The organism is Streptomyces sp. NPDC048417, assembly GCF_040651615.1.
Lineage (GTDB): Bacteria > Actinomycetota > Actinomycetes > Streptomycetales > Streptomycetaceae > Streptomyces.
The window spans coordinates 217904-241646 of record NZ_JBEZKI010000012.1; the positions used below are offsets into that span (position 1 = coordinate 217904).

A 23743-nucleotide genomic window follows, 5' to 3' on the forward strand; every position below is an offset into this window, starting at 1 on the left:
CATGCTGTCGTTCACCCTGCGCCGGCTGGCCTCGGCCGTCGGCACGCTGTTCCTCTCCTCGGTCCTCGTCTTCCTCGCCGTCCAGGCGCTGCCGGGCGACGTGGCCACCCAGATCCTCGGCAAGGACGCCACCCCGGACGCCGTCGCCGCCCTCCGCGACCAGCTCGGCCTCGACCGGCCCGCCTGGGAACGCTACTTCGACTGGGTCAGGGGCGCCCTGCACGGCGACTTCGGCACCTCGCTCGTCTCCGGCAAGGGCGTCGGCGGCGAAGTCGCCCAGTACCTCGGCAACTCCGCGCTCATCGCCCTCGTCACCGTCCTGTTCGCGGTGACCGGCTCTCTCTTCCTGGGCGTCCTGGCCGGCCTGTACCGGGACCGCTGGCCCGACCACCTCATCTCCACCGTCAGCCTGGTCGGCATGAGCGTCCCCGAGTTCGTGGTCGCCACCGTGCTGGTGCTGTGCTTCTCCGTCGCGCTGCCCTGGTTCCCCGCGGTCGTCCTCTACGGCCCCGAGGCGAGCGTCGGCCAGCTCCTGCCCGCCGTATGGCTGCCCGCGCTCGCGCTCGCCGTCGTCATGGCCGCCTACATCGTGCGGATGGCCCGTACCTCCGTCATCGACGTGCTGGCCGGCGAGTACGTCACCACCGCCCGTCTCAAGGGTCTGTCCACCTGGCGGGTCGTCACCCGGCACGCCCTGCCCAGCGCCCTGCTGCCCACCCTGCACGTGATCGCCCTCAACGTCGCCTGGCTCGCGGGCGGGGTCGCCGTCGTCGAGAACGTCTTCAACTACCCCGGCATCGGAAAGCTCATGCTCTCCTCCGTACAGAACCGCGACCTGCCCGTCATCCAGGCCATCGCCCTCGTCAGCGCCGTGATCTACGTCGTCTGCAACCTCGCCGCAGACCTCGGCGCCATGGCCCTCAACCCCAGGCTCCGCACCCGAGGGAGGACCCGATGACCGCGCTCGACACCACCCAGGCCGCCCCGGCCACCGCTCCGGCGGCCCCGCGCCCCGCCGCCCGCGCCTGGCGCAGCCTGCGCTCCTCCCGCACCGCCCTGGTGGGCCTGGCCGTCGTCGCCGTCCACGTGCTGGTCGCGTTGCTCGCCCCGCTCCTCACCTCCTACGACCCCATCGCCAACGACGCCTCGCACGCCCTGCTCGGCTCGAGCTGGGAGCACTGGGCGGGCACCGACCAGTACGGCCGCGACGTGCTCGCCCGGGTGCTGTACGGCGGCCGGTACGCGCTCGGCGTCTCCGTCGCCGCCACCCTGATCACCGTCGCCCTCGGCACGGTGATCGGCTGCGCGGCGGCCCTGCGCGGTGGCTGGTTCGACGACCTGCTCGGCCGGGTGCTGGACGCGATCCTGTCCGTCCCGTCGATCCTCGCCCTGCTCGTCGTCGTCACCGCGCTCGGCACCGGGCCCGCGGTGATCGTCCTCGCCATCGCCGTCGTCTACGTCCCCCAGGTCGTCCGCGTGGTCCGCGGCGCCGCGCTCGCCGTCGTCCCCATGGACTACGTCACCGCTGCCCGCGCCCGCGGTGAGAGCACCTGGGCGATCCTGCGCCGCGAGGTCCTGCCGAACATCACCGACGTGGTCTGCGTGGAGTTCGCGATGCGCGCCTCCTGGGTGGTGCTGCTGATCTCTTCGCTGTCCTTCCTCGGCTTCGGCGCCGACCCGCCGACCCCCGACTGGGGGTTGATGGTCGCCGAGAACCGCACCGCCATCACCGTCGTCCCGATGGCGAGCCTCGCGCCGATCATCGCCCTGGCCACCCTCGTGGTCGGGCTCAATCTCGCGGCCGACGGCCTGTCCAAGGCGTGGGGCGTGGACCGGATCAGGGAGGGTTCCTGATGACCCCTGCAGTCTCCGCCGACCCCGTCACCTCTGTCGTCTCCGTCGACTCCCTCTCCGTGGCCTACCGTTCGGGCGGCCGCGACGTCCCGGTCGTGCACGAGGTGTCCCTCGAGGTGGCGCCGGGCCGGACCCTCGCCCTCGTCGGCGAGTCCGGAAGCGGCAAGTCGACCGTCGCCGCTACCCTCCTCGGCCATCTTCGGCACGGCTCCCGGATCACCGGCGGCAGCGTCCACGTCGACGGACAGGACGTGTTCGCGCTGCCCGCACCGCGGTTGCGGCGACTGCGCGGCGGGACCGTCGCCATGGTCGCCCAGAACGCCGGGCAGGCGCTGACCCCGACCATGCGGATCGGGCGGCAGATCGAGGAGGCCGGTGGTCACCTACCGGTCGTCGACCTGCTCGAGCAGGTCCGGCTGCCCCACCCCGCCGAACTCGCCCGCCGCTACCCGCACGAGCTGTCCGGCGGCCAGCAGCAGCGCGTCGCCATCGCCATGGCCGTCGCCGCCCGCCCCAAGGTCCTGGTCCTCGACGAGCCGACCACCGGCCTGGACGTCATCACCCAGCGCAGCGTCCTGGACCTGATCGCCGCGCTGCGCGACGAGCTGGGTCTGGCCGCCGTCCTGGTGAGCCACGACCTCGGCGTCGTCGCCCACCTGGCCGACGAGGTGTGCGTCCTCAAGACCGGCCGGGTGGTGGAGTCGGCGGCCACCCGGCGGCTGTTCGCCGCGCCCCAGGACCCGTACACGAAGCGGCTGCTGGCGAGCGTGCCACGGCTGGACGACGCCGGTCTCGCGGTCGTGGACCAGGCGGGGGAACGGACGGTCCGCGCCAAGACCGTGGTCCCGGACGGCTCACCGGTCGCGGTCGCCGCGAGCGACGTCACCATCGACTACGGCAGCACCCGCGCCGTGCACGGGGTCTCCTTCGACGTCCGCCGCGGCGAGGTCCTCGCCCTCGTCGGCGAGTCGGGCAGCGGCAAGTCCACGCTGGCCTGGACCCTGGCGGGCCTGCGTACCCCCTCCGGCGGCACCATGACGCACGAGGCCGGGGATCTGGCCCGCCCCGCGCCCCAGCGGCCGCTGTCGCTGCGGCGCCGGGTCCAGCTGGTCTTCCAGAACGCGGACACCTCGCTCAACCCCCGCCGCTCCGTCGGCGACGCGGTGCGCCGCCCGCTGCGGTTCTTCGGCACCGCGACCGGCCGTACCGAGACCGCCGAACAGGCCCGCCGGCTCATCGCCGACGTACGCCTGGACCCGGCCCTCGCCGACCGGCTGCCCGCCCAGCTCTCCGGCGGACAGCGCCAGCGCATCGGCATCGCACGGGCGTTGGCCGGAGAACCGGACGTCCTGATCGCCGACGAGATCACCACCGCCCTGGACGTCTCCGTCCAGGCCGAGGTGCTGCGCCTCCTCGACGACCTGCGCCGCGAACGCGACCTGGCCTGCCTGTTCATCAGCCACGACCTCGCCGTGGTACGCGGCATCGCCGACCGCGTCGTCGTACTGCGGCACGGAGTCGTCGTCGAGGAAGGCCCCACGCAAGCCGTCTTCGACGCGCCCGGCCACCCCTACACCCGCCGGCTGATGGCGGCCGCCCTCGAACCCGATCCCGACGCACCGCCCCTGACCGACGATGCCCCCGACTGGGCGGACGCCGCCGAAGCGGACGACATCTGGACGGACCTCGGCGACGGCCATCGCGTCCGCCGCTGGCAGCCCGTCGACGCCCCCGTGGCAGAAGGAGTTTCGTGAAGTACCGCGACCAGTTCGAGCGCCAGGTCGTCCGCGAGGACGTCTGGATCCCCACCAGGGACGGCGCGACCCGGCTGCACGCGCGCATCTGGCGGCCCGCGGACGCCGGGTCCGACCCGGTGCCCGCGCTGCTCGAATACCTCCCGTACCGCAAGAGCGACTGGACCGCGCCCCGCGACGCCCAGCGCCACCCCTGGTACGCCGGACACGGCTACGCCTCCGTACGCGTCGACATCCGAGGCCACGGCGACAGCGAGGGCGCCCCCGGCGACGAGTACGACGCCCAGGAACTCGCGGACGGCGTCGACGTCGTCAACTGGCTCGCCGCACAGCCCTGGTGCACCGGCAAGGTCGGCATGTTCGGCATCTCCTGGGGCGGCTTCAACGCCCTCCAGATAGCGGCCCTCGCCCCCGAGCCGCTCAAGGCGGTCGTCACCGTCTGCTCCACCGACGACCGCTACGACAACGACGTCCACTACACCGGCGGCGCCGTCCTCGGCATCGACATGCTCGCCTGGGCCGGCACCATGCTCGCCTTCGCCTCCCGCCCCCCGGACCCGGCGAGTGTCGGCACCGACCGCTGGCTGCCCATGTGGCGCGAACGCCTCGACACGCTCCAGCCCTTCCTGCACACCTGGCTCGACCACCAGGAGCGCGACGCCTACTGGCGACACGGCAGCGTCTGCGAGGACTACACCGCCATCGACGCCGCCGTCCTCGCGGTCGGCGGCTGGCACGACCCGTACCGCGACACCGTGCTGCGCCTGGTCGAGCACCTCCCGGCCGACCGGGTGCGCGGCCTGATCGGCCCCTGGTCCCACCAGTACCCCGACCGCGGGCTGCCGCCCGGCCCGGCGATCGGCTTCCTCCAGGAGACCCTGCGCTGGTGGGACCAGCACCTCAAGGACACCGACACGGGCGTACTGCGCGAACCGCTGCTGCGCGCCTGGATCAACGACCCGGTCCCGCCCGCCACTTCGTACGACACGATGCCGGGCCGCTGGGTGGGGGAGGCCGACTGGCCCTCCCCGCGGGTGACATGGAGCGAGCGCGCCCTCGCTCCCGACTCCCGTACCCCGGTCCTGGTCCGTTCCCCGCTCCACACCGGACTGGACGCCGGCCGGTTCTTCCCCTTCGGCAACGCGAGCGACCTGCCGCCCGACCAGCGTGAGGAGGACGGCCGTTCGGTGTGCTTCGACTCCGAGCCCCTCGCCGAGCGCGTCGAGATCCTCGGCCGCCCGCGCGTCCGGCTGCGCCTGGACAGCGCCACTCCACGCGCCAACGTGATCGTCCGGCTGTGCGACGTCGCTCCCGACGGCTCCTCGACGCTGGTCACCCGGGGGGTGCTCAACCTGCTGAGCAGGTACGGCCGCGACAAGGCGGTCGAGTGGACCCCGGGGGCCTACGAGGACGTCGAGGTCGAACTCACCGGCATCGGCTACGCCTTCCCGCCCGGCCACCGGGTCCGGGTCGCCGTGTCCGACGCGTACTGGCCGTGGGTCTGGCCGCACGGTGGGCGCGGCGAGTTGCGGGTCGTGCCCGCCGACAGCGCCGTACTCCTGCCCGTGCGGGCGGCCGGCGGGGAACCGCCGATCCTCTTCGAGGAGCCGGAACAGGCGCCACCGCTGCCGGTCACCTACGACCGGCCCGCCGAGCCGCGGCCCGAACGGCTCGTCACGCACGACGTGGCGGCGGGGGAGTGGACCCTGGAGGTCGACCCCAACTACGGCGGATCACGGACGTATCCGGACGGGCTCCGCTACGAGGAGAGCGCGCTGGAGACGTACCGTATCCGCGCCGACGACCCGCTGTCCGCGAGCGCCGTGTCGCAGTGGCGGATCCGGCTGCGGCGCGGTGACGACTACGACGCTGAGATCATGACGCGTACGGAGCTGCGCGCCACGGCCGCGGACTTCGTCATGGACAGCCGTATCGAGGCACGGGCGAACGGAGAGACAGTGGCCAAGCGCTCCTGGCACCACACCAGCGCGAGGACGTCGGGATGACCGCCGCCAAGCCGCAGCGCGCCGCGAAGACCCCGCGCCGTGCCGTCGCCGCCGCCGACCGCACCCGCCAGCCCACCGAGGTCCGCCGCCGGCTGATCGTCGAGGCGGCCGTCCCGCTGATCGCGGAGCGCGGCTACGCCTCGGTGGGCGTCCGGGACGTGGCGGCGGCGGCCGGGGTGTCCGTCGGGACGGTCACCTATCACTTCGGCAGCGTCCAGGAGATCCTGTCCGAGGCGATGGTGCTGCACATCGAGCGGTACTACACGGCGCTCAGCGAGGCCGCCGAGCAGGCCGGCAGCGGTGCCGAGGCGCTGCGGCTGCTCGTCGACGCGCTCTTCACCGAGGACACCGACCGACACTGGCGGATGTGGTTCGACTACTGGAACGCCGGTGACCCGGACACCGACGAGGCGTTCACCCGTGGACAGGCCCAGCGCTACACGGCCTGGCACCAGCAGATCCGCGCCCTGGCCGAACGGGGTGTCGCGGACGGGGATTTCGCCGCCGACGACCTCGACGGCTTCACCGTCCGCTTCGCCGCCCTCGCCGACGGCCTCGCCCTCCAGCGGCTGCGCCAGACGCCGCCGCTCAGCACCCAGGACGCCCGCCGGCATCTGAACCGACTGGTGGAGACCGAACTCGCCGTCCGACCCGACCGCGACTGATGTGAACGGCCGCGTGCACGGACCCTGTCGAGGAGGCGTCCGGAGGGCAGTCGGGTCGTGCTCCGGACCGCCCGGCGAGGTGCTGGTGCGGGACCGGGCGGACGGCGTCCGGGCACGGCCCGGTCGGGCCGCAGGGCGCCGTCCAGGTCGAGTCCGTGGAGGACGACGGCCGGCTGCTCCGCCGCCACGGGCCGTCCGACCCGAGGCGGCGCGGCAGCCGGCCGGCGACGTCCCGCGGCCCGTCGTGAAGCTCGACGGCCATCGGGGCCCCTGATCCGTACACGCGGCGACCGCCACGCCACCGGCGACGGGGATCGGTCACGGAGGCGATGTCCCAGCCGCACCCACGAAGGCGCTGCTGTGCGGGAGCACCGCCGGCCGGATGGTCGCAGTGACTCCCTCGGCACCGCCGATCCACGATGTTTTGGCATGCCTGGGCTAAAAGGCTGGAGAAGCTCGGCCGGTCACTCTGCGCGGCCCTGCCGAGCGCACCCCGTGAGCCGGCGGTTCGGCGAGTGTCCGGGACGCCCGGGAGGTGCGACGCTGGGACGACAGGCATCCGCCGAGGGGACTCGGGAGGGCCCGATGGGACGTGATGTGCCGGCCCGGGTGTTCACACGGGACGACCGGCGCCGGTACCGCGAGAAGATGCACACCTGTCTCGACGTACTGGCGCAGATGCTGCGCGGGTCGGGCTTCGAGAGCGAGCGCCCCCAGGTCGGCATGGAGATCGAGCTCAACCTGGTGGACGACGACGGGCTGCCGGCGATGCGGAACACCGAGGTGCTGCGGGCGATCGCCGACCCCGCCTGGTCGAGCGAGCTGGGCCGCTTCAACCTGGAGATCGACATCCCGCCCCGGGAGCTGACCTCCGGCGGCCCCGGCGCCTGGGAGCAGACGATCCGCGACGCCCTCAACCACGCCGAGGACCGTGCCGCGACGGTCGGCGCCCACCTGATCATGATCGGCATCCTGCCTACGCTGGGCGAGCCGGACGTGGGCGAGACGTCCCTGTCCGGTGATCCGCGCTACCGGCTGCTGAACGAGCAGATCTTCGCGGCGCGCGGTGAGGACCTGCGGATCCGGCTGGAGGGCGTGGACCGCCTTTCGATGTACGCCGACGCCATCACCCCCGAGGCCGCCTGCACCAGTACCCAGTTCCATCTGCAGGTCGCCCCCAAGGACTTCGCCAACTACTGGAACGCGGCCCAGGCGATCGCGGGCGTGCAGATCGCCCTCGCCGCCAACTCGCCCTTTCTCTTCGGCAGGGAACTCTGGCGCGAGACCCGCATCCCCTTGTTCGAGCAGGCCACCGACACCCGTCCCGAGGAGATCAAGGCCCAGGGGGTACGGCCGCGGGTGTGGTTCGGAGAGCGGTGGATCACCAGTGTCTTCGACCTGTTCGAGGAGAACGTGCGCTACTTCCCGGCGCTCCTGCCCCTGTGCGACGACGAGGACCCGCGGCAGGCCCTCGACGCCGGTGGGGTGCCACAGCTCGGGGAACTCACGCTGCACAACGGCACGATCTACCGCTGGAACCGCCCGGTCTACGCCGTCACCGACAGCGGGCCGCACCTGCGCATCGAGAACCGCGTCCTGCCCGCAGGCCCCACCGTGGCCGACACCATCGCCAACGGCGCCTTCTACTACGGCCTGACGCGCGCCCTCGTGGACGAGGACCGCCCGGTGTGGTCACGGATGTCCTTCGCGGTCGCCGAGGAGAACCTGCACGCGGCGGCCCGTGACGGCATCGACGCCCGCCTGTACTGGCCGGGGGTGGGCGAGGTACCGGTCGCGGAACTGGTGCTGAGGCGCCTGCTGCCGCTGGCGCACCGGGGCCTGGAGCTGGCCGGCCTGGACACCTCCTGGCGCGAGCCGATGCTGGGCATCATCGAGCAGCGCTGCGTGAACGTCCGCAACGGTGCGCTGTGGCAGGCGGAGACGGTCCACCACCTGGAGCGGACCGGCACCTGCGACCGCGGCGAGGCGCTGCGGCGGATGACCACCACGTACATGGACTACATGCACCTCAACGCGGCGGCCCACACGTGGCCCGTGGAGTGAGCGCCGCGACGCGCTGAGCGGGCGGCCCGGAGTTCCCCGCCCCCGCGTTTCGATCGCGGCCGGGTTCGGGGCGGGCGCCGCGGATTCCTCTCCCGGCGCAGGCTCGGCCCGCTCGGCGACGAGGGTGGGGCGCGGCCATGTGTTCCGGGGGCAGGGCCCCGGCGTCGACCCGGCCCCGGGGAACGAACACCGTCGTGTCAGGATGCCGGGTGACCACAGTGTTCCCGGAGGCTTCCTGACGTGAGTGAGACCGAGGTGGCCCTCGCGCCGCACCCCCTGCTGCTGCCCGACGGCGGACCCGCCGCGGACGCGTGGTCGCTGGACCCGGCGCTGAAACACCTGAACCACGGCTCGTTCGGCGCCGTTCCGCTGGTCGCGCAGGCACGGCAGGCACGGCTGCGCGCCGAGATGGAGCGCGCCCCGGTGGTGTGGTTCCCGGAACTGCCCGGCCGGCTCGCCGCCACCCGCGTCGAGCTCGCCGACTTCCTGCACGTCGACGCCGGTGACCTCGCCCTGGTGCCGAACGCCAGCGCCGGCGCCAGCGTGGTCTACAACGCCCTCGCGCGCCGCCGCGGCGGGGAGATCGTCGTCACCGACCACGGCTACGGGGCCGTCACCATGGGCGCCGAAAGACTGGCACGCCGCTGGGGCGGCCGGGTGCGCACGGCGCGGGTACCGCTCGGCGCGGACGAGGACGAGGCGTACGAGGCCGTGGCCGCCGAGATCGGCGAGGCCACCGACCTCGTCGTGGTCGATCAGATCACGTCGGCGACCGCACGCCGGCTGCCGGTCGAGCGGATCGGGGCGGAGGCACGCCGGCAGGGCATCCCGGTGCTCGTGGACGGCGCCCACGCGCCGGGTCTGCTCGGCACACCGCTCGCCGACGCGACGTACGACTTCTGGACCGGCAACCTCCACAAGTGGGGCTGCGCTCCGCGCGGCACCGCGGCCCTTGTCGCCCGCGGGCCCCTTCGTGACCGGCTCCACCCGCTGATCGACTCGTGGGGCGCCCAGGACCCGTACCCCGACCGCTTCGACCAGCAGGGGACGCTCGACGCCACCTCCTACCTCGCCGCGCCCACGTCCCTCGACTTCGTCGAGTGCACCTGGGGCTGGTCCGCCGCTCGCCGGTACATGGACCGGCTGGCGGACTACGCCGCCCATGTCATCGGCGCCGCTTTCACCCGGCTCACCGGTGATGACAGCCGGGCCGACGTAGGGATGCCCGTCCCGGGCATGCGCCTGGTGCGGCTGCCGGACGGCCTCGGACGCAGCCGGATCGAGGCCGACGCGCTGCGCGACCGGGTGGCCCGCGAACTCGCCGTCGAGGCCGCCTTCACCAGTTTCGACGGCATCGGCTACCTACGTGTCTCCGCCCACGTCTACAACACCCCGGCCGACTACGAGCACTTCGCCGAGAAGTACGTCCCCGTACTCGGTAACTGGGCCCGGGAGCAGCACTGTTGAGTGATCAGGTCAAGCGTCCCGGCCCCTTGACTCCTTAGGCACACAACCGGATCCTCGTCCCAGGTATTGCGCGGGTCATGACAACCTTAAGGGTTGGCCAACCGCGCCTTCCCGCCGACCGAGGGACGTGGGCCGTGACGCAGACTCGACGTTCTTACCGCAGCCGCAGAAACGTCACCCTGCTGTCGTTGCTGCTGCTGGTACTGACCGTGGTCCTCGGGCCCACCCCGAGTTCGGCCGCCGGCAACGACTGGTGGACCCCCACCGCACGACCCGCCCCGGACGTGCAGATCGACGTCACCGGCGAGCCGTTCACCGGCACCACCTCCACGGGCGAGGTACGCGGGTTCGTCGACGCGCACAACCACCTGTTCGGCAACGAGGCCTTCGGCGGCCGGCTGATCTGCGGCAAGGTCTTCTCCGAGGCCGGTGTCGCCGACGCCCTGAAGGACTGCCCCGAGCACTACCCCGACGGCTCACTCGCGCTCTTCGACTACATCACCCACGGCGGCGACGGAAAGCACGACCCGGTCGGCTGGCCGACGTTCAAGGACTGGCCCGCGTACGACTCGATGACCCATCAGGCCGACTACTACGCCTGGGTGGAGCGGGCCTGGCGTGGCGGACAGCGCGTGCTCGTCAACGACCTCGTCACCAACGGCATGATCTGCTCGATCTACCCCTTCAGGGACCGCGGTTGCGACGAGATGACGTCGATCCGGCTGCAGGCGAAGATGACGTACGACCTCCAGGCGTACATCGACAAGATGTACGGCGGCACCGGTAGGGGCTGGTTCCGGATCGTCACCGACAGCGCGCAGGCGCGCGCGGTCGTGGAGCAGGGCAAGCTGGCCGTCGTCCTGGGCGTCGAGACCTCCGAGCCCTTCGGCTGCAAGCAGGTCCTCGACATCCCGCAGTGCGGCAAGGCGGACATCGACAAGGGGCTGGACGAGCTGTACGCGCTCGGCGTCCGCTCCATGTTCCTGTGCCACAAGTTCGACAACGCGCTGTGCGGCGTCCGCTTCGACTCGGGCGGCCTCGGAACGGCCATCAACGTCGGGCAGTTCCTGTCGACCGGCACCTTCTGGGGGACCGAGAAGTGCACCGGCCCGCAGCACGACAACCCCATCGGGAGCGCGTCGTCGGCGGCGGAGTCGGACCTGCCGGCGGGCGTGGCCGTCCCCGCGTACGACGCGGACGCCCAGTGCAACAAGCGCGGTCTCACCGAGCTCGGCGAGTACGCGGTGCGCGGCATGATGAAACGCAAGATGATGCTGGAGATCGACCACATGGGTGTCAAGGCCGTCGGCCAGGCGCTGGACATCCTCGAGTCGGAGTCCTACCCCGGTGTGATCTCCTCGCACAGCTGGATGGACCTGAACTGGACCGAGCGGGTCTACTCCCTCGGCGGCTTCGTCGCCCAGTACATGCACGGCTCCGAGGGGTTCGTCGCGGAGGCGGCGCGGACCAAGGCGCTGCGCGACGAGTACGGCGTGGGCTACGGCTTCGGCACTGACTTCAACGGCGTCGGCGACCACCCCGCCCCGCGCGGTGCGGACGCCGCGAACAAGGTCACGTACCCCTTCAAGAGCGTCGACGGGGGCTCCGTCATCGACCGACAGACCTCCGGCGAGCGCACCTTCGACATCAACACCGACGGCGCGGCCCATGCCGGCCTGATCCCCGACTGGATCGAGGACATCCGGCAGGTCGGCGGCCAGGACGTGGTGAACGACCTGTTCCGGGGCGCCGAGTCCTACCTCGGCACCTGGCGGGCCACGGAACAGCACCAGGCCTCGGTGAACCTCGCGAAGGGGCATCCGGCGAGCGCCAGTTCGTCCGAGTGGAACCCGTTCACCAGCTACCAGCCAAGCCGTGCCGCCGACGGCGACGACTCCACGCGCTGGGCCGCCGACTGGAGCGACGACCAGTGGTGGCAGGTCGACCTGGGCTCCACCCACCTCGTCTCCCGGGTGACGCTGGACTGGGAGCGCGCCTACGGCAGGTCGTACCGCATCGAACTCTCCACCGACGGTACGAACTGGGGGACCGCCTGGTCCACCACCTCCGGCGACGGCGGCCTGGACACGGCCCGGTTCACCGGGACCCCGGCCCGCTACGTCCGTGTCCACGGCCTCGCGCGCGGCACCGACTGGGGATACTCGCTGTACGAGGTCGGGGTCCACAGCGCCTGAGGCGAGGGCCGTCGGGCCGCAGGCATGCCGTCCGTACAACGGGACGGGCGGCATGCGGAAGCGACGACCGCCGCACGGTCATCGCCCGTGCAGCCAGCCGCACGGCTTGACGTGTACTCGGCGAAGTGGGTTATGGGAGCGCTCCCACCTAATCCGTCCGCAGCCTGAGTTTCTTGGCGCTCACTTCCTGGAGCCGACGGCCAGACCGTCACCAGCTTGTGGGGCGGCACGCCCCAGCAGGCTGGTAGCGCGGTGACCGTCACGCCCGCCTCCTACACCACCACCATCCCCGTCGGCGGCTCGGTGACCGTCGGGTTCCTGGCGGACAAGGGCGCCACCAACACCGTCCCGACCGCCTTCACCCTCAACGGCTCCAGCTGCGCGACGAGGTGAACACGCCGGCCGGCGAGGTGGTGGGACGCACACCTCGCCGGCCGGCCCTCCTGCCCGCCACGGCCATGCCGGCGCCCTTCCGGGCATCCGACAGCGGATGACAAGAGGGTGCCTGCGAGGTGGCTGCGAGGTCCGACTCCGACCCCGTGTGCCGACGGTGGCGCCTCCGTGACCGTCCCGACGGCGAGGGACGACGCCGGCCACGACCGCACCATGACCCTGACCACGGTGAACGCGACCGTGGACGCCCGGCGTGATCGACCCGGCCGCGGGGACCCCTCGGGTGCGTCGCCAGGAATGCAAGATCACGCAGGAGCCCATACCGTCGAAGGCAACGACCAGCAGGCCCCACAGGCCGCCGGGCGGTCGGCGGAGGCCCGTTCGATGCGGGAAGAGCCCCTGTGAGACTGCCAGGCCACGCAGGGAGACACGCATGAGTCGCGCCAAGCGCAGGACCCGCAACGCCTCCCGCAAGCGGGCCGCCCCCGGGCTCAACGGCACCGTCCACACCAGGAGGCGGACCGAGTCCGTCGAAGGGCCGGGAACCTCGGCCCACGGCAAGGGCGCCGGCGAAGGGGCTGCCCCCGCACGCGCGGCACTCCACGAGGAGCGAGTGCCGCCGGCGCCGCACGCGGGCGCCCCCGGTCGCGGCGAGACCGCGGCGACCGCCGCCGCTCAGGATGAGCCGGTGCCGGGCCACCCGGCCGCGGGAAAGCCCGCGCCCCAGCCCGCCCGCGCACTCCGCTCTCGGCCCGACACGCCCGCGCCCGACACGCCCGCGCCCGACACGCCCGCGCCCGACACGCCCGCGCCCGACGGGTCCGCGCCCGACACGCCCGTGCCCGACGGGTCCGTGCCCGACACGCCCGTGCCCGACACGCCCGTGCCCGACGGGTCCGTGCGCGACGGGTCCGTGCCCGACACGTCCGTGCCCGAGGGGTCCGTGCCCGACACGTCCGCGCCCGACATGCCGGTGCCCGACGGGTCGTTGCGCGACGCGGCAAGCCGGTCGAACCCGCCGACCGCGCGCGACACTTTCCCGTACCGCCGCCCCGCAAGGGGCCCTTCGCCTCGGCCGCGGGCGATGCGCATGCGCATATCGGAGGCAGCACCCTGGTCCGTGACGGTGATGAGCTTCCTGCTCCTCGGTGGTCTCGGCGTCCTCACCGTCGTCGCCTCGGCCGCAGCCTGGGGTCTGGCCGCGATCCTCGCGCCGGACGCCCTGCCCCGGCTGAGCACGTTCCTGACCATCGCGTTCACCGTCATCACCCTGGAAGTCGTCCTGGGCTCGTGTCTGGCAGCCTTGACCACCTTCCTGTACAACCTGACCGCCCCGTACAACGGCGGCCTCGAAATCTCCCTCACCGACGACCTCGGTCCCACCGAGGCGGGCGCCAACGCCCAGTTGGCCATCGACCGCGCCGGCAGCCGCGCCCGCCGCTACCTGCGCGCCCGCACCCCGGCCTGGGTCACCGACGCGGTGCGGCACCTGTCCGCCAGGTGCGGCTCCCTGCGGGGCAGGAAGCCGCCCGAACCGAGCGAGCATGCGGTCCCCGTCCGGCCGGACGCCGGCCAAGGGGAGTGACGTGAACAGCGTCGTCGGGAGTGGCTCCCCTTCCTACGGCGGATCACCTCGGGGCGCCTGGCAGCCACGCGACCCCCTGCACCCTGCCACGGGCACTGCTCAGGACCGGTCCGCTCCAGAAGCAGGCGTTGCCTCGGCCTAGGAGCCGCCCAGCGACACCACGGTGGCGTCCGCGGATCCCTGGGGCGTCTCGAAGCTGACGGTGTCGCCGACACGGTGGCCCAGCAGTGCGCGCCCGAGCGGGCTGTCCTGCGTCACCAGGTTCTCGTCCGTGGCGGAGGCGATCTCGCCGATCTCGACGCTCTGCACCGCGCCGTCCGTGAACCGCACCGTGACGGTGCTGCCGACACCGACCACGCCGGCGGGAGCCGGTCCGGCGACCGCCGCCTGGTGCAGCCGCAGCGTGATGTCCTCGATACGGGCGTCCAGGCGCCGGAGGTCGTCGGCCCGCTGCAACTCGTCGGCCTCGTCCGCGTGGTCGCCCGGGGAGTCGTCGCCGCGCAGCGTCGCGGCGACGCCCTGCCGCTCGCTGTGGAGATCGGCAAGCTGCTGTTCCAGGGCGCGACGACCCTCGGCGCTGATCGGTTCGGGCCCACCCATGTCCGCTCCTTCGGTGACGGAACCTTCGGTGACGGAACGACCGAAGTCGGAGTACGGATAACACGCTGCACTGATATTACCGATATGTACGTCAATGTGATGCGGCCGAGCCGCCCGCCCCGGCCCCGGCTCAGCGGAGGAAGCCCTCGTAACTGCGCTGCTGGAGCTGGCTCTCGATCTGCTTCACGGTCTCCAGGCCGACACCCACGATGATCAGGATGCTGGTGCCGCCGAACGGGAAGTTCTGGCTGGCCCCGAACCCGACCAGCGCGATGGTGGGGACGAGGGCGATCACCCCCAGATACAGCGAACCCGGCCAGGTGATCCGGTTGAGCACGTACGACAGGTACGTCGCGGTCGGCCGCCCGGCCCGGATGCCCGGGATGAAGCCGCCGTACTGCTTCATGTTGTCCGCGACATCCTCCGGGTTGAACGAGATGGAGACGTAGAAGAACGCGAAGAACACGATGAGCAGGAAGTACAGGACGATGTAGATCGGGTGGTCGCCCTTGGTGAGGTTCTGGGTGATCCACCGCTTCCAGACGGAGTCCCCGCCCGCGAACTGTGCGACCAGGGCCGGGATGGACAGCAGCGAGGAGGCGAAGATGACCGGGATCACGCCTGCCTGGTTCACCTTCACGGGGATGTAGGTCGCGGTGCCGCCGTAGGACCGGCGGCCGATCATGCGCTTGGCGTACTGGACCGGGATCCGGCGCTGGGCCTGCTCGACGAAGACGACCAGGCCGACCATGGCGAGGCCGACGAGGATGACGGCGCCGAACTCGATCCAGCCGTCCGCCAGAGTGCCCTGCTTCTTGATGGCCCACAGCGCGGACGGGAAGGAGGCGGCGATCGAGATGAACATCAGGATCGACATGCCGTTGCCGATGCCGCGGTCGGTGATCAGCTCACCGAGCCACATGACCGTGGCGGTGCCGGCGGTCATGCAGATCACCATCGTGACGGTGGTGAAGATCGACTGGTTCGGAATGATGCCGGCGGCGACCGAGCAGCCGGAGAAGAGGGCGCCGCTGCGGGCGGTGGCGACGAGGCCGGTGCCCTGCAGGACGGCGAGCGCCACCGTCAGGTACCGGGTGTACTGCGTGATCTTCGTCGTGCCCGCCTGGCCCTCCTTCTTCAGGGCCTCCAGACGCGGGATGACCACGGTCAGCAACTGAAGGATGATGCTGGCGGTGATGTACGGCAGGATGCCGAGCGCGAAGATCGTGATCTGGAGCAGCGCGCCCCCGCTGAAGAGATTGACCAGTCCGAACAGTCCCTGGTTGCCGGAGGCCTCGTTCACACATGTCTGGACGGCCTTGTAATTGACGCCGGGGATCGGGACGTGGGTCCCGACCCGGTAGAGCACGATCATGCCCAGTGTGAAGAGCAGCTTCTTACGCAGGTCAGGCGTCTTGAAGGCATTGACGAACGCGGTGAGCACGGTCTCTCCTGCAACCCTTCGCGCATGGGCCGTCGGGGTCGGCGATGACGACAGGACATCGATACGACGGCTGGTGCCGCCGTCCTGATCGGTTCGGGCCCCACATGAATGACTCCACATGCGTCGCCCGACACCTGTTCAACGGAATTTGCGACATATGGGCGCATGTCTGCGGGGTGTGCATCGGCCCGGGAGCGATGGTGACTCACCTCTCGAAGGAGGCGTAGGCAGCCTCCTGCCGCCACTGGACGCCGGCCTTCGGGCTGCCGGCGACGAGTCGGCGGCACTCCGCGCTCGGGGTACGGCCGCTGCCGGGCAACTGGCCGGTGCAGGCGGCCGCGGGGCGGTAGCCGTCGCGGGTGGGGTTGCCCCGCCACAGGCTCCGGCCGGGGAGGAACGCGTACTCGAGGGAGGCGCGGGCCAGGTCCTTCAGCTCGGGGTAGGTCAGGCCGTAGGTCTGGGCGGCGTACTGGTACTCATGGGTGACGTCGATGCGGGAGACACCGGGGTCGTCGGTCGCCAGGACGACCGGTACGCCGTAGGAACGGTAGGTGTTGAAGGGGTGTTCGGCGCCGCGCACGCCGAGGATCTGGGCGTTGCTGGTGAACGGCACCTCGACGGCGATCTGGCGGGCGGCCATCGTACGGGCCGTCTGCTGCCAGTCGTCCTCCTGGACCAGGTCGACGCCGTGGCCGACCCGCTCCGTGCCGGCGACGTTCACGGCCTGCTCGATGTGGAACTTCAGGTCCTCGGGCTTGACCAGCCCGGGCCACAACTCGCCCGCGTGCAGGGTGACATGGGCCCGGGGGTAGACGGTGCGCAGGTAGTTGAGCATGCGCATCTGCAGGCTGTAGTTCGCCAGCGAGCTGTCCCAGTCCTCGGGCTGGACGAGGTTGACGGCGACGAACCGGGAGTCGCGCTCGGCGAGCCGCATACCGAGGGCCAGCTGCGTGAAGACGCGCTCCGGCGAACTGCCGCGGCTGACCTGGGAGATCCAGCGCACGGTCAGCGCACAGCCGGGGCGGGGACGGCTGGTGCCGCAGCGGGCGGCCGTACGGAACTCGGCGTCACCGTCGTCGGCTTCCATGCGGGCGTCGGCCACGACCTTGTCGAGCCTGCCGCCGGCCACGAGCCTGGCGTGCAGCGCGGCCAGGTCGGGGTCCCAGCCGACCTCGGCGGCCAGCTGCCTGGCGCCGTCGGAGGCCGGGGTGATCATGGTTTCCAGGTAGAACTGGTTCTGCGCCGCGTCCGTGTCGGCGACCTGGGCGAGCAGCTTTCCGCGATGGCGCCAGGGCACCTCGCCGAACTTGTTGAAGGTGTCGAAGAAGTAGTCGTGACCGTTCTGGTCCGGCGGGAAGTCCTGCATCGACCAGGCGCGCACGATCGCCTCATGGAAGTCGCGGTCGGTGCGGGCGTCGGCTGCCGGGCGGGTGCCGGGGCCGCACGGCGGTACGACGGCGGTCAGCGTGGCCGTGTCGACACACAGCCCGTCCTCGGCGGCCAGCTCGATCAGGTACTCGGTCCTGACCGCCCCGGAGAGGTGGTTGTGCAGGTCGCCGCCCTTGGGCAGGTGCCGGAAGAAGCCGTGCAGCAGCCTGGGGTCGTTGCGGATCGACTCCAGGTACGCGGCCGTCCGCGCCTCCGCGGCCGTCATCGGCCGGGGCACGCCCGGGACGGCCCCGGTGTGCGCGGTCGCGGGCGGCGCCGCCGACAGGGACGCGAGGCAGAGCAGGGACAGGGCACCGAGTCCGGCGGAGCGCGCCGTGCGGCGTGAGGGGTGCGCGGCCCGGGGGCCGTCAGGGGTCGTCACATCAGGATGATCATCACATCATCCCGGTCGGTCCCGGCCGCCGCGCGGTGAGCACGACGGAGTCACCCGCGCGGGCGCAGCCGCGACCGGGCCGCCCGCACAGGCCGACCGCGCCGTACGGGTGCGCACCGGCCGCATGGGTCTCGGGCGCGGGCGCTGGTGACCCGCGGTGTCTACGGGACGTGCGGTCGCTCAGTCCGTCGCCGGATTCGGCCGGCTGACGCTCGCGTGCTCCGCCAGCGCCCGCTGCCGGGCGTAGTCGACGGCCGCCGCCAGAGTCTGGATGTCGTAGGCACCGTGGTGACGTCGGCCGTTGATGAAGAAGCTGGGTGTACCGGAGACGCTGCTGAGGTCCGCGGAGTCCACGTCCTCCGCCACCCGGGGGGCGCCACGGTGCCGCTCCAGGTCCTGCCGGAACCGCTCCATGTCCAGCCCGAGTTCCTGTGCGTAGCGCAGCAGGTCGCGTGCCTGGAGAGCGTCCTGCCGTTCCAGCAGGAGGTCGTGCATCTCCCAGAACCGCCCCTGGCGAGCGGCGGCTTCCGACGCTTCCGCCGCCAGTTGCGCGTGCGGGTGGACGTCGGTCAGGGGAAGGTGCCTCCACACGTAACGCACGTCTGCGTCGCTGCCCAGCAACTCCCGCACCACCGCCTCGGCCTGGCCGCAGTACGGGCACTCGAAGTCGCCGTACTCCACCAGCGTGACCACTGCCCGTTCGGGTCCGCGGATACGGTCATGGCGCGCGTCGACGGCGACCGCGAGGTCGGTCAGCGGATCGGCGTTGCCCAGCAGCGCCCGGGCCCGGCGGGCGGCCGGCAGCAGGTTCATCACACCGGTGACCGCGCAGCTCACCGCGAAGGCGCCGACCAGGGTGGCGAGGATGCCGATGCGCGCCTGGTCCAGTTCCTCGCCCTCGAAGGCCAGTGAGGCGATCAGCAGGGACACCGTGAAAGCCGCCCCGGCGATCGCTCCGCCGGCGGTGACCGAACCCCAGCCGACCCCGGGCCGCAGCCTCCCGCCCGACAGCAGCCGTGCGGCTGCCATGGACCCGACGAGCCCGATCATCTTGCCCACCACACAGCCGCACACGATGCCCAGCGTGATCGGCGAGGTGAACGCGTCGGCGAGTTTCCCGCCGCTCAGTTCGATGCCGGCGTTGGCCAGTGCGAACAGCGGCACGATGCCGAAGCTCACCCATGGCAGGAACTTCTGTTCCAGCCGCTCGTTGGGGGAGATCGCCGCGGTCAGGCCCAGTACGGCCGAGCGCTGCAACTCGGGTGTGGGCTGCTCCCGGAACAGGCGGAAGAGACGGCTGGCCTGCTCCAGATCCTCGCGCGGTGCCGGGTAGGCGACGACCAGCGCGCCGACGGCGAGTCCGGTCACGACCGGGTCCACCCCGGCCTCGTGCAGTGCCACCCAGACGACCAGCGACAGGACGGCGCAGTACCGCCCCTTGCGGACCCGTGCCAGCCGCAGCAGCGTGATGACCAGCAGCGTGCCCACGGCCACCAGCAGCGCGGGCAGGTGGATGTCGTCGCTGTAGAAGACCGCGATCACCAGGAGCGCGACCAGGTCGTCGACGACCGAGATGGACAGGATGAACGCTCGTAGGGAAGCCGGCAGCCGCGACCCGAGTACGGCCAGGATGCCCAGCGCGAAAGCGGTGTCCGTCGACATCGCCGTACCCCAGCCGTGCACCGAGTCCCGGCCCGCGTTGAACGCGAAGTAGATCAGGGCCGGAACGACCATGCTGCCCAGGCCGGCCACCGCACTCAGCAGCACCCAGCGCCGGTCACGCAGTTCCCCCATGTCGAACTCGTGCCGAGCCTCCAGGCCGACGACGAAGAAGAACAGGCTCATCAGCCCGGCGTTGATCCACTCGTGCAGGGTCAGTGACAGGTGCTTCGTGTCGAAGCCGATCGTGAAGTGCGCCTGCCACACGGCCTCGTACGAGTGCATGTCGATGTTGGCCCACAACAGCGCGACGGCCACCGCGCCGAGGAGCAGGACGGCACTGCCTGTCTCGGTCTGCACGAAGGAACGCCAGCGCGTCTTGCTCTGCGTTGCCAGTCCCTGGGATGCCTCGGTGGACTCGTAGCCGCTCACGTGCCGATTATCACTGCCGGCCAGGTGATGGGCGGCCGGGACTCGACACCGGCGACAGTGACCTGAGGCTCCTTGCTGGCGGCGCGTCATGTAAGGCGCCCGGAGCCGTCCTGGAAGCCCTGGTCCGAGAGGTGTGTGCGTTGTCACGCCCGTCGAGGGTGGTCTGAGTTGTTTGCATCACAGCGGAAATGTCCATTTGGCGTCCATGCTCGAAGCGGCGATCGGCTCCTGAACTGGAGCCTGCTGTCGATGTCTTGGGCGTGCCGTTCTGAAGTGACCCATGGCACAGCGCCCGCGACAAGCCTCCCCAATCCTCCCGGAAGGACACGTTATGTCCGCTTTCCTTTGCCCTCCTGCCGTGATTCACGGAGAGTACGCCGTGGAAACCAGCCAGATCGTGGCGGAGGTGCGCGACCGGCATCCGCATGCGACGTGGACGCCGCGGATCGACGGAATCGCGGCCAGTACGGGCATAGAGACCCGCGGGTGGATGCTGCCGCTGGACGCCGCCGTAGCGCCCGGCAAGGGCGGTGGCCTGCAGGCCGTCGGCAGCGCGTCGGCCCAAGAAGCACTGGCGCGTGAAGGGTTCACCCGGCAGGACGTGGACCGCGCGATCGCCGCGCTCGAGGCGATACCCGCGCCGCAGACCGTCCAGGAGCGCACCGCGCCGGCCTGGGAGGCGGTGCAGTCCTACGGGGAGCATGCGGCGCGCGGAGCCCTGCAGATCGCCGGGCTGGACGCCGCGGACATCGACTGCCTGATCACCAGTCACTCCACCACCCCCGCGCTGCCGGGGCTGGACGTCGCCCTGGCCAACAGGCTTTCGCTGCGCAACGACGTGATGCTGCTGCCGGCCACGCAGTGGGCCTGCATCGCGGGAACCCGCTCCCTGGCGCTGGCGGCCGATCTCGTGGCCGCGGACCCCGACCGGGTGGTCCTGGTCGTGATCTCGGAGGCGCTGAGCACCACCTACCAGCCCGCGGACGACACTCTTGAGTCCCTGATCGTCCGGCTGCTGTTCGCGGACACCGCGGTCGCCGCCGTGGTCACGGGCCGCCCGAGGAGCGAATCGGTGCTACGGCTGGACGCCGCCTGGCACCACACCCTGCCCGGCACCCAGGACCTGCACCGCCTGGACACGCGGGCGGACGGCACCCACTTCGTGATGGACCGGCGTGGGCCGCGCGCCGTGCAGGAGACGGTCACCGCGATGTGGGAGTGGCTGCGCCTCCGTTACGAGGACGCCCCCGACTCCTGGCACCCGGACGTGCTGCTGGCGCACCCCGGGGGGACCCGGGTGCTGGAGTACATGGAGCAGACGATGCCCGACGCGTGGCCGTCGGGGCTGCTGGACTACAGCCGCGACAGCTACACCAGCGGCAACCGCGGAGGCGCCGCCGTCTTCGACATCATGCGGCGGGCCTACGACGCCGGGCAGAAGTCGGGCAGCCGCGCCGTCCTGTACGCGGCGGCACCGGGCCTCACCGCCACCGCCCTGGAAGGGGAGTGGCTGTAGCCGGAAGGAGGGGTGGCGGCCGTACGGACCCACACCGGCCGCGCGGCGCACGGCCGACCCGCGTCACCTCGCGACTTCCGCCCAGACCACCTTGCCGGTGTCCGTCCACCGCACGCCCCACCGCGTGCTGAGCCTGTGCACGACGTACAGGCCGCGACCCCGGTCGTCGTAGAGGCCGCCCCGCCTCAGACGCGGCCTGCCGTTGCCGGTGTCCCCCACCTCGCACAGCAGGCTGTTGCCGGCTCTGATCAGCCGTACCGTGACGGGGCCGGTGGCGAAGCGCACCGCGTTGGTGACCAGCTCGCTTGCCAGGAGCAGCACGTTGTCCCGGGTGTCGTCCCTGGCGTGCCACCGCCGCAACAGCGCGGAGAGCAGCACGCGGGCACGGGCGGGCGCGTCGTCGCGGGCGGGCAGCCGCCAGGTCGCGGTGTCCTCCTTGCGGTAGCCGATCATCCGCGCCAGCAGCAGGGTCACGTCGTCGCGCTGGTGCGCGGGTGCCAGCGCGGAGACCACGTGCCGTGCGGCCTGCTGGAGGGCGTCCCAGGGGTGCACCGCGGACACGACGTCCGCCAGTCTGCCGATGCCGTCGTCGATCGACACGGTCGGATCCTCCACCAGGCCGTCCGTGTAGAGGGCGAGCAGAGAACCAGGGGGAACATCGAACGTGTGTACGTCGAACGGCTCTCGCAGTGCGAACTCGGCGCCCAGACCGGGATGCGGGTGGATCGCGAGCGGGCCCGCGCGCCCGTCCGGGGACACCAGGACCGGGGGAAGGTGGCCGGCGCTGGACAGCGCCATGCTGTGGCTGACCGGGTCGTAGAGGGCGATGCAGCAGGTCGAACCGAGGGCGCTGTAGCCGGCCGCCAGCCCCGACTCCGTGTCGTCCAGCAACGTCACGGTCTCGTCGAGGTGCTCCAGTACCTCGTCGGGCGCGAGCCCCGCAGACAGCAGTGCGCGGGCCTCCATGCTCAGCTGGCCCATGGTCGCCGCGGCTCCCAGGCCATGTCCGACGACGTCACCCACCACCAGCGCGGTACGACCGTCCGGCAGCGGAAAGCTGTTCACCCAGTCACCGCCGACCCCCGCGCTGTCGGGCGTGGCGGGCTGGTAGACGCTGGCGATCTCGATGGTGGTGCCGCCCATGCGGGGCAGCAGCCGGCGCTGCAACGCCAGCACCTGCTTGTGCTCGCGCTGGTGCTGACGGGCCAGGTCGACGTGATGGACGGTCCTGGCGACCAGTTCCTGCAGGTCGAACAGCTCGCTGTCACGGAAGGGGCTGCCGGCCCGCCGCCAGATCTCGGCCAGGCCCAGGACGACCGGCGGCTCGCCGTCCAGGACCAGTGGTATGCACGCCACACCCGCCGACCGGTCGCCGGGCACCAGGGCACGTATCAGTCGCGGACTGCCGAGGACCCGCTCGACCGCCTTCCGGTCGGGTATGACGATGGCCTGCGGGGCGTCGTCCCGCCGCACCGCCTGCGCCAGCAGGCGACTCGCGTCGCCGGGAAGATCGTCGCCCGGAGTGAGATAGCCCTCGGGCCACGCCCGGTTCGGCACCAGGGCCGCCCGCCGCAGCCGGATGCGCCCTTGCGCCTGCCCGGTGACTCCCTCACCCGTCCACACGGTGAAGTCGAGGTCGACGGCGGCCACGTCTCCCCACGCCAGCAAGGACTCCGCCAGCGACTGCGCGGTCTCGCCGATGTCCAGCGAGGTGCCGATCGCGGTCTCGGCGGCGTACAGGTGCAGCCTCTTGGCCATGGCGATCACGGAGACGGTCAGGCCTTCCTGAGGCACCGCGGCGGGCAGGATGCTCAGCGACACCACCAGCTCCGACCCGTCGCGGCGCCGCAGGCGCTGGATCCGCGCGACATGCGCCTCACCGGTCTCCAGAACCTGCCGCAACCGACGGGTGACCGTCGGTACGTCCCCGGAGGGCAGGAGATCGACGAAAGGACTCCCGGGCACGGCGTCCAGACCGGCGAACACCGGGGCCTCCAGATTGGAGCGGATCACTCTCAGATCCCGGTCCAGGTTGATCACGCCGAGTATCTGATCCTGGCGGCCGGCTGCCGGTCCGTCGGGCACGCGTAGACGCGTGCCGCGCTCGCCGCGCCCGGCGGCCGGTTCCGCTCCGCCACGGGGGACGTAACGCCCCAGCGCGCTGCTGACCATGTCGAACGGCGACGACGACGAGGAGGATGGTGTGGAGTCCATGTGGCACTCTCAGCAATCGCCGACGCAGCGCCGGAGCCGTGCTCGGACCCGGCGACGGGGCCCCGAGATCCCT

General features: G+C 71.7%; 16 protein-coding genes and 1 pseudogene. 11 read left to right on the plus strand and 6 right to left on the minus strand.

Annotated features, from left to right (window positions below):
- Window position 1: 1 nt before the first annotated feature.
- The 9 genes and pseudogenes from AB0D59_RS20560 to AB0D59_RS20600 all read left to right on the plus strand — a co-directional run.
- Window positions 2-958 (plus strand): ABC transporter permease, encoded by a 957-nt coding sequence (locus AB0D59_RS20560; protein WP_362567032.1) that lies wholly within the window; start codon window positions 2-4, stop codon window positions 956-958.
- On the plus strand, window positions 955-1854 hold the full coding sequence (locus AB0D59_RS20565; protein ID WP_362567035.1) for an ABC transporter permease: 900 nt from the start codon (window positions 955-957) through the stop codon (window positions 1852-1854). The genes AB0D59_RS20560 and AB0D59_RS20565 overlap by 4 nt, the downstream gene beginning before the upstream one ends.
- Entirely contained in the window at window positions 1854-3608 is a 1755-nt protein-coding gene (locus AB0D59_RS20570) for an ABC transporter ATP-binding protein (protein WP_362567037.1), read from the plus strand. Before AB0D59_RS20565 ends, AB0D59_RS20570 begins: the two co-directional genes overlap by 1 nt.
- A complete protein-coding gene (locus tag AB0D59_RS20575) occupies window positions 3605-5614 on the plus strand; it encodes a CocE/NonD family hydrolase (protein WP_362567039.1) in 2010 nt (669 codons plus the stop codon). The genes AB0D59_RS20570 and AB0D59_RS20575 overlap by 4 nt, the downstream gene beginning before the upstream one ends.
- The gene (locus AB0D59_RS20580) at window positions 5611-6279 is read left to right on the plus strand and encodes a TetR family transcriptional regulator C-terminal domain-containing protein (protein WP_362567040.1); all 669 of its coding nucleotides are present in this window, start codon (window positions 5611-5613) and stop codon (window positions 6277-6279) included. Before AB0D59_RS20575 ends, AB0D59_RS20580 begins: the two co-directional genes overlap by 4 nt.
- Window positions 6280-6864: 585 nt before the next feature.
- Entirely contained in the window at window positions 6865-8343 is a 1479-nt protein-coding gene (locus AB0D59_RS20585) for a glutamate--cysteine ligase (RefSeq protein ID WP_362567042.1), read from the plus strand.
- Between the two features lie 240 nt (window positions 8344-8583).
- Window positions 8584-9810, plus strand: a complete 1227-nt coding sequence (locus tag AB0D59_RS20590) for an aminotransferase class V-fold PLP-dependent enzyme (RefSeq protein ID WP_362567044.1) — start codon at window positions 8584-8586, stop codon at window positions 9808-9810.
- A gap of 134 nt (window positions 9811-9944) precedes the next feature.
- Complete coding sequence (locus tag AB0D59_RS20595; protein WP_362567045.1) at window positions 9945-12005, plus strand: discoidin domain-containing protein; 2061 nt, start codon at window positions 9945-9947, stop codon at window positions 12003-12005.
- A gap of 192 nt (window positions 12006-12197) precedes the next feature.
- Window positions 12198-12398 (plus strand): annotated as a pseudogene (locus tag AB0D59_RS20600) (cellulose binding domain-containing protein); the annotation flags it as partial.
- Window positions 12399-13073: 675 nt separating this feature from the next.
- Here the strand turns inward: AB0D59_RS20600 and AB0D59_RS20605 are convergent.
- Entirely contained in the window at window positions 13074-13490 is a 417-nt protein-coding gene (locus tag AB0D59_RS20605; RefSeq protein WP_362567046.1) for a hypothetical protein, read from the minus strand.
- Between AB0D59_RS20605 and AB0D59_RS20610 the strand changes: the two genes are divergently transcribed.
- The gene (locus AB0D59_RS20610; protein ID WP_362567048.1) at window positions 13489-13983 is read left to right on the plus strand and encodes a DUF3566 domain-containing protein; all 495 of its coding nucleotides are present in this window, start codon (window positions 13489-13491) and stop codon (window positions 13981-13983) included. The genes AB0D59_RS20605 and AB0D59_RS20610 overlap by 2 nt on opposite strands.
- A gap of 138 nt (window positions 13984-14121) precedes the next feature.
- Here AB0D59_RS20610 and AB0D59_RS20615 read toward each other — a convergent pair whose 3' ends face one another.
- The 4 genes from AB0D59_RS20615 to nhaA form a co-directional block, all read right to left on the minus strand.
- Complete coding sequence (locus AB0D59_RS20615; protein WP_362567049.1) at window positions 14122-14583, minus strand: GreA/GreB family elongation factor; 462 nt, start codon at window positions 14581-14583, stop codon at window positions 14122-14124.
- Between the two features lie 130 nt (window positions 14584-14713).
- Window positions 14714-16027 carry a preprotein translocase subunit SecY gene (gene secY / locus AB0D59_RS20620; protein WP_362567051.1) on the minus strand — a complete coding sequence of 438 codons (1314 nt, stop codon included), beginning with the start codon at window positions 16025-16027 and terminating at the stop codon, window positions 14714-14716.
- A gap of 205 nt (window positions 16028-16232) precedes the next feature.
- Window positions 16233-17741, minus strand: coding sequence for an adenosine deaminase (locus tag AB0D59_RS20625; protein WP_362567225.1), 1509 nt, complete (start codon window positions 17739-17741; stop codon window positions 16233-16235).
- A 288-nt stretch (window positions 17742-18029) separates the two neighbouring features.
- Window positions 18030-19940, minus strand: a complete 1911-nt coding sequence (nhaA, locus tag AB0D59_RS20630; RefSeq protein WP_362567053.1) for a Na+/H+ antiporter NhaA — start codon at window positions 19938-19940, stop codon at window positions 18030-18032.
- Between the two features lie 331 nt (window positions 19941-20271).
- Between nhaA and AB0D59_RS20635 the strand changes: the two genes are divergently transcribed.
- Window positions 20272-21456 carry a type III polyketide synthase gene (locus AB0D59_RS20635; protein ID WP_362567056.1) on the plus strand — a complete coding sequence of 395 codons (1185 nt, stop codon included), beginning with the start codon at window positions 20272-20274 and terminating at the stop codon, window positions 21454-21456.
- Window positions 21457-21519: 63 nt separating this feature from the next.
- Here AB0D59_RS20635 and AB0D59_RS20640 read toward each other — a convergent pair whose 3' ends face one another.
- A complete protein-coding gene (locus tag AB0D59_RS20640; RefSeq protein WP_362567058.1) occupies window positions 21520-23670 on the minus strand; it encodes a SpoIIE family protein phosphatase in 2151 nt (716 codons plus the stop codon).
- Window positions 23671-23743 lie beyond the last annotated feature (73 nt).

Excerpts from the sequence above, each read along its gene's own strand:
- AB0D59_RS20560 (WP_362567032.1), top strand. The coding sequence starts at position 2 with ATGCTGTCGTTCACCCTGCGCCGGCTGGCCTCGGCCGTCGGCACGCTG.
- AB0D59_RS20565 (WP_362567035.1), top strand. The coding sequence starts at position 955 with ATGACCGCGCTCGACACCACCCAGGCCGCCCCGGCCACCGCTCCGGCG.
- AB0D59_RS20570 (WP_362567037.1), top strand. The coding sequence starts at position 1,854 with ATGACCCCTGCAGTCTCCGCCGACCCCGTCACCTCTGTCGTCTCCGTC.
- AB0D59_RS20580 (WP_362567040.1), top strand. The coding sequence starts at position 5,611 with ATGACCGCCGCCAAGCCGCAGCGCGCCGCGAAGACCCCGCGCCGTGCC.
- AB0D59_RS20585 (WP_362567042.1), top strand. The coding sequence starts at position 6,865 with ATGGGACGTGATGTGCCGGCCCGGGTGTTCACACGGGACGACCGGCGC.
- AB0D59_RS20610 (WP_362567048.1), top strand. The coding sequence starts at position 13,489 with ATGCGCATATCGGAGGCAGCACCCTGGTCCGTGACGGTGATGAGCTTC.
- AB0D59_RS20605 (WP_362567046.1), bottom strand. The coding sequence starts at position 13,490 with ATGCGCATCGCCCGCGGCCGAGGCGAAGGGCCCCTTGCGGGGCGGCGG.
- AB0D59_RS20615 (WP_362567049.1), bottom strand. The coding sequence starts at position 14,583 with ATGGGTGGGCCCGAACCGATCAGCGCCGAGGGTCGTCGCGCCCTGGAA.
- AB0D59_RS20635 (WP_362567056.1), top strand. The coding sequence starts at position 20,272 with ATGTCCGCTTTCCTTTGCCCTCCTGCCGTGATTCACGGAGAGTACGCC.
- AB0D59_RS20640 (WP_362567058.1), bottom strand. The coding sequence starts at position 23,670 with ATGGACTCCACACCATCCTCCTCGTCGTCGTCGCCGTTCGACATGGTC.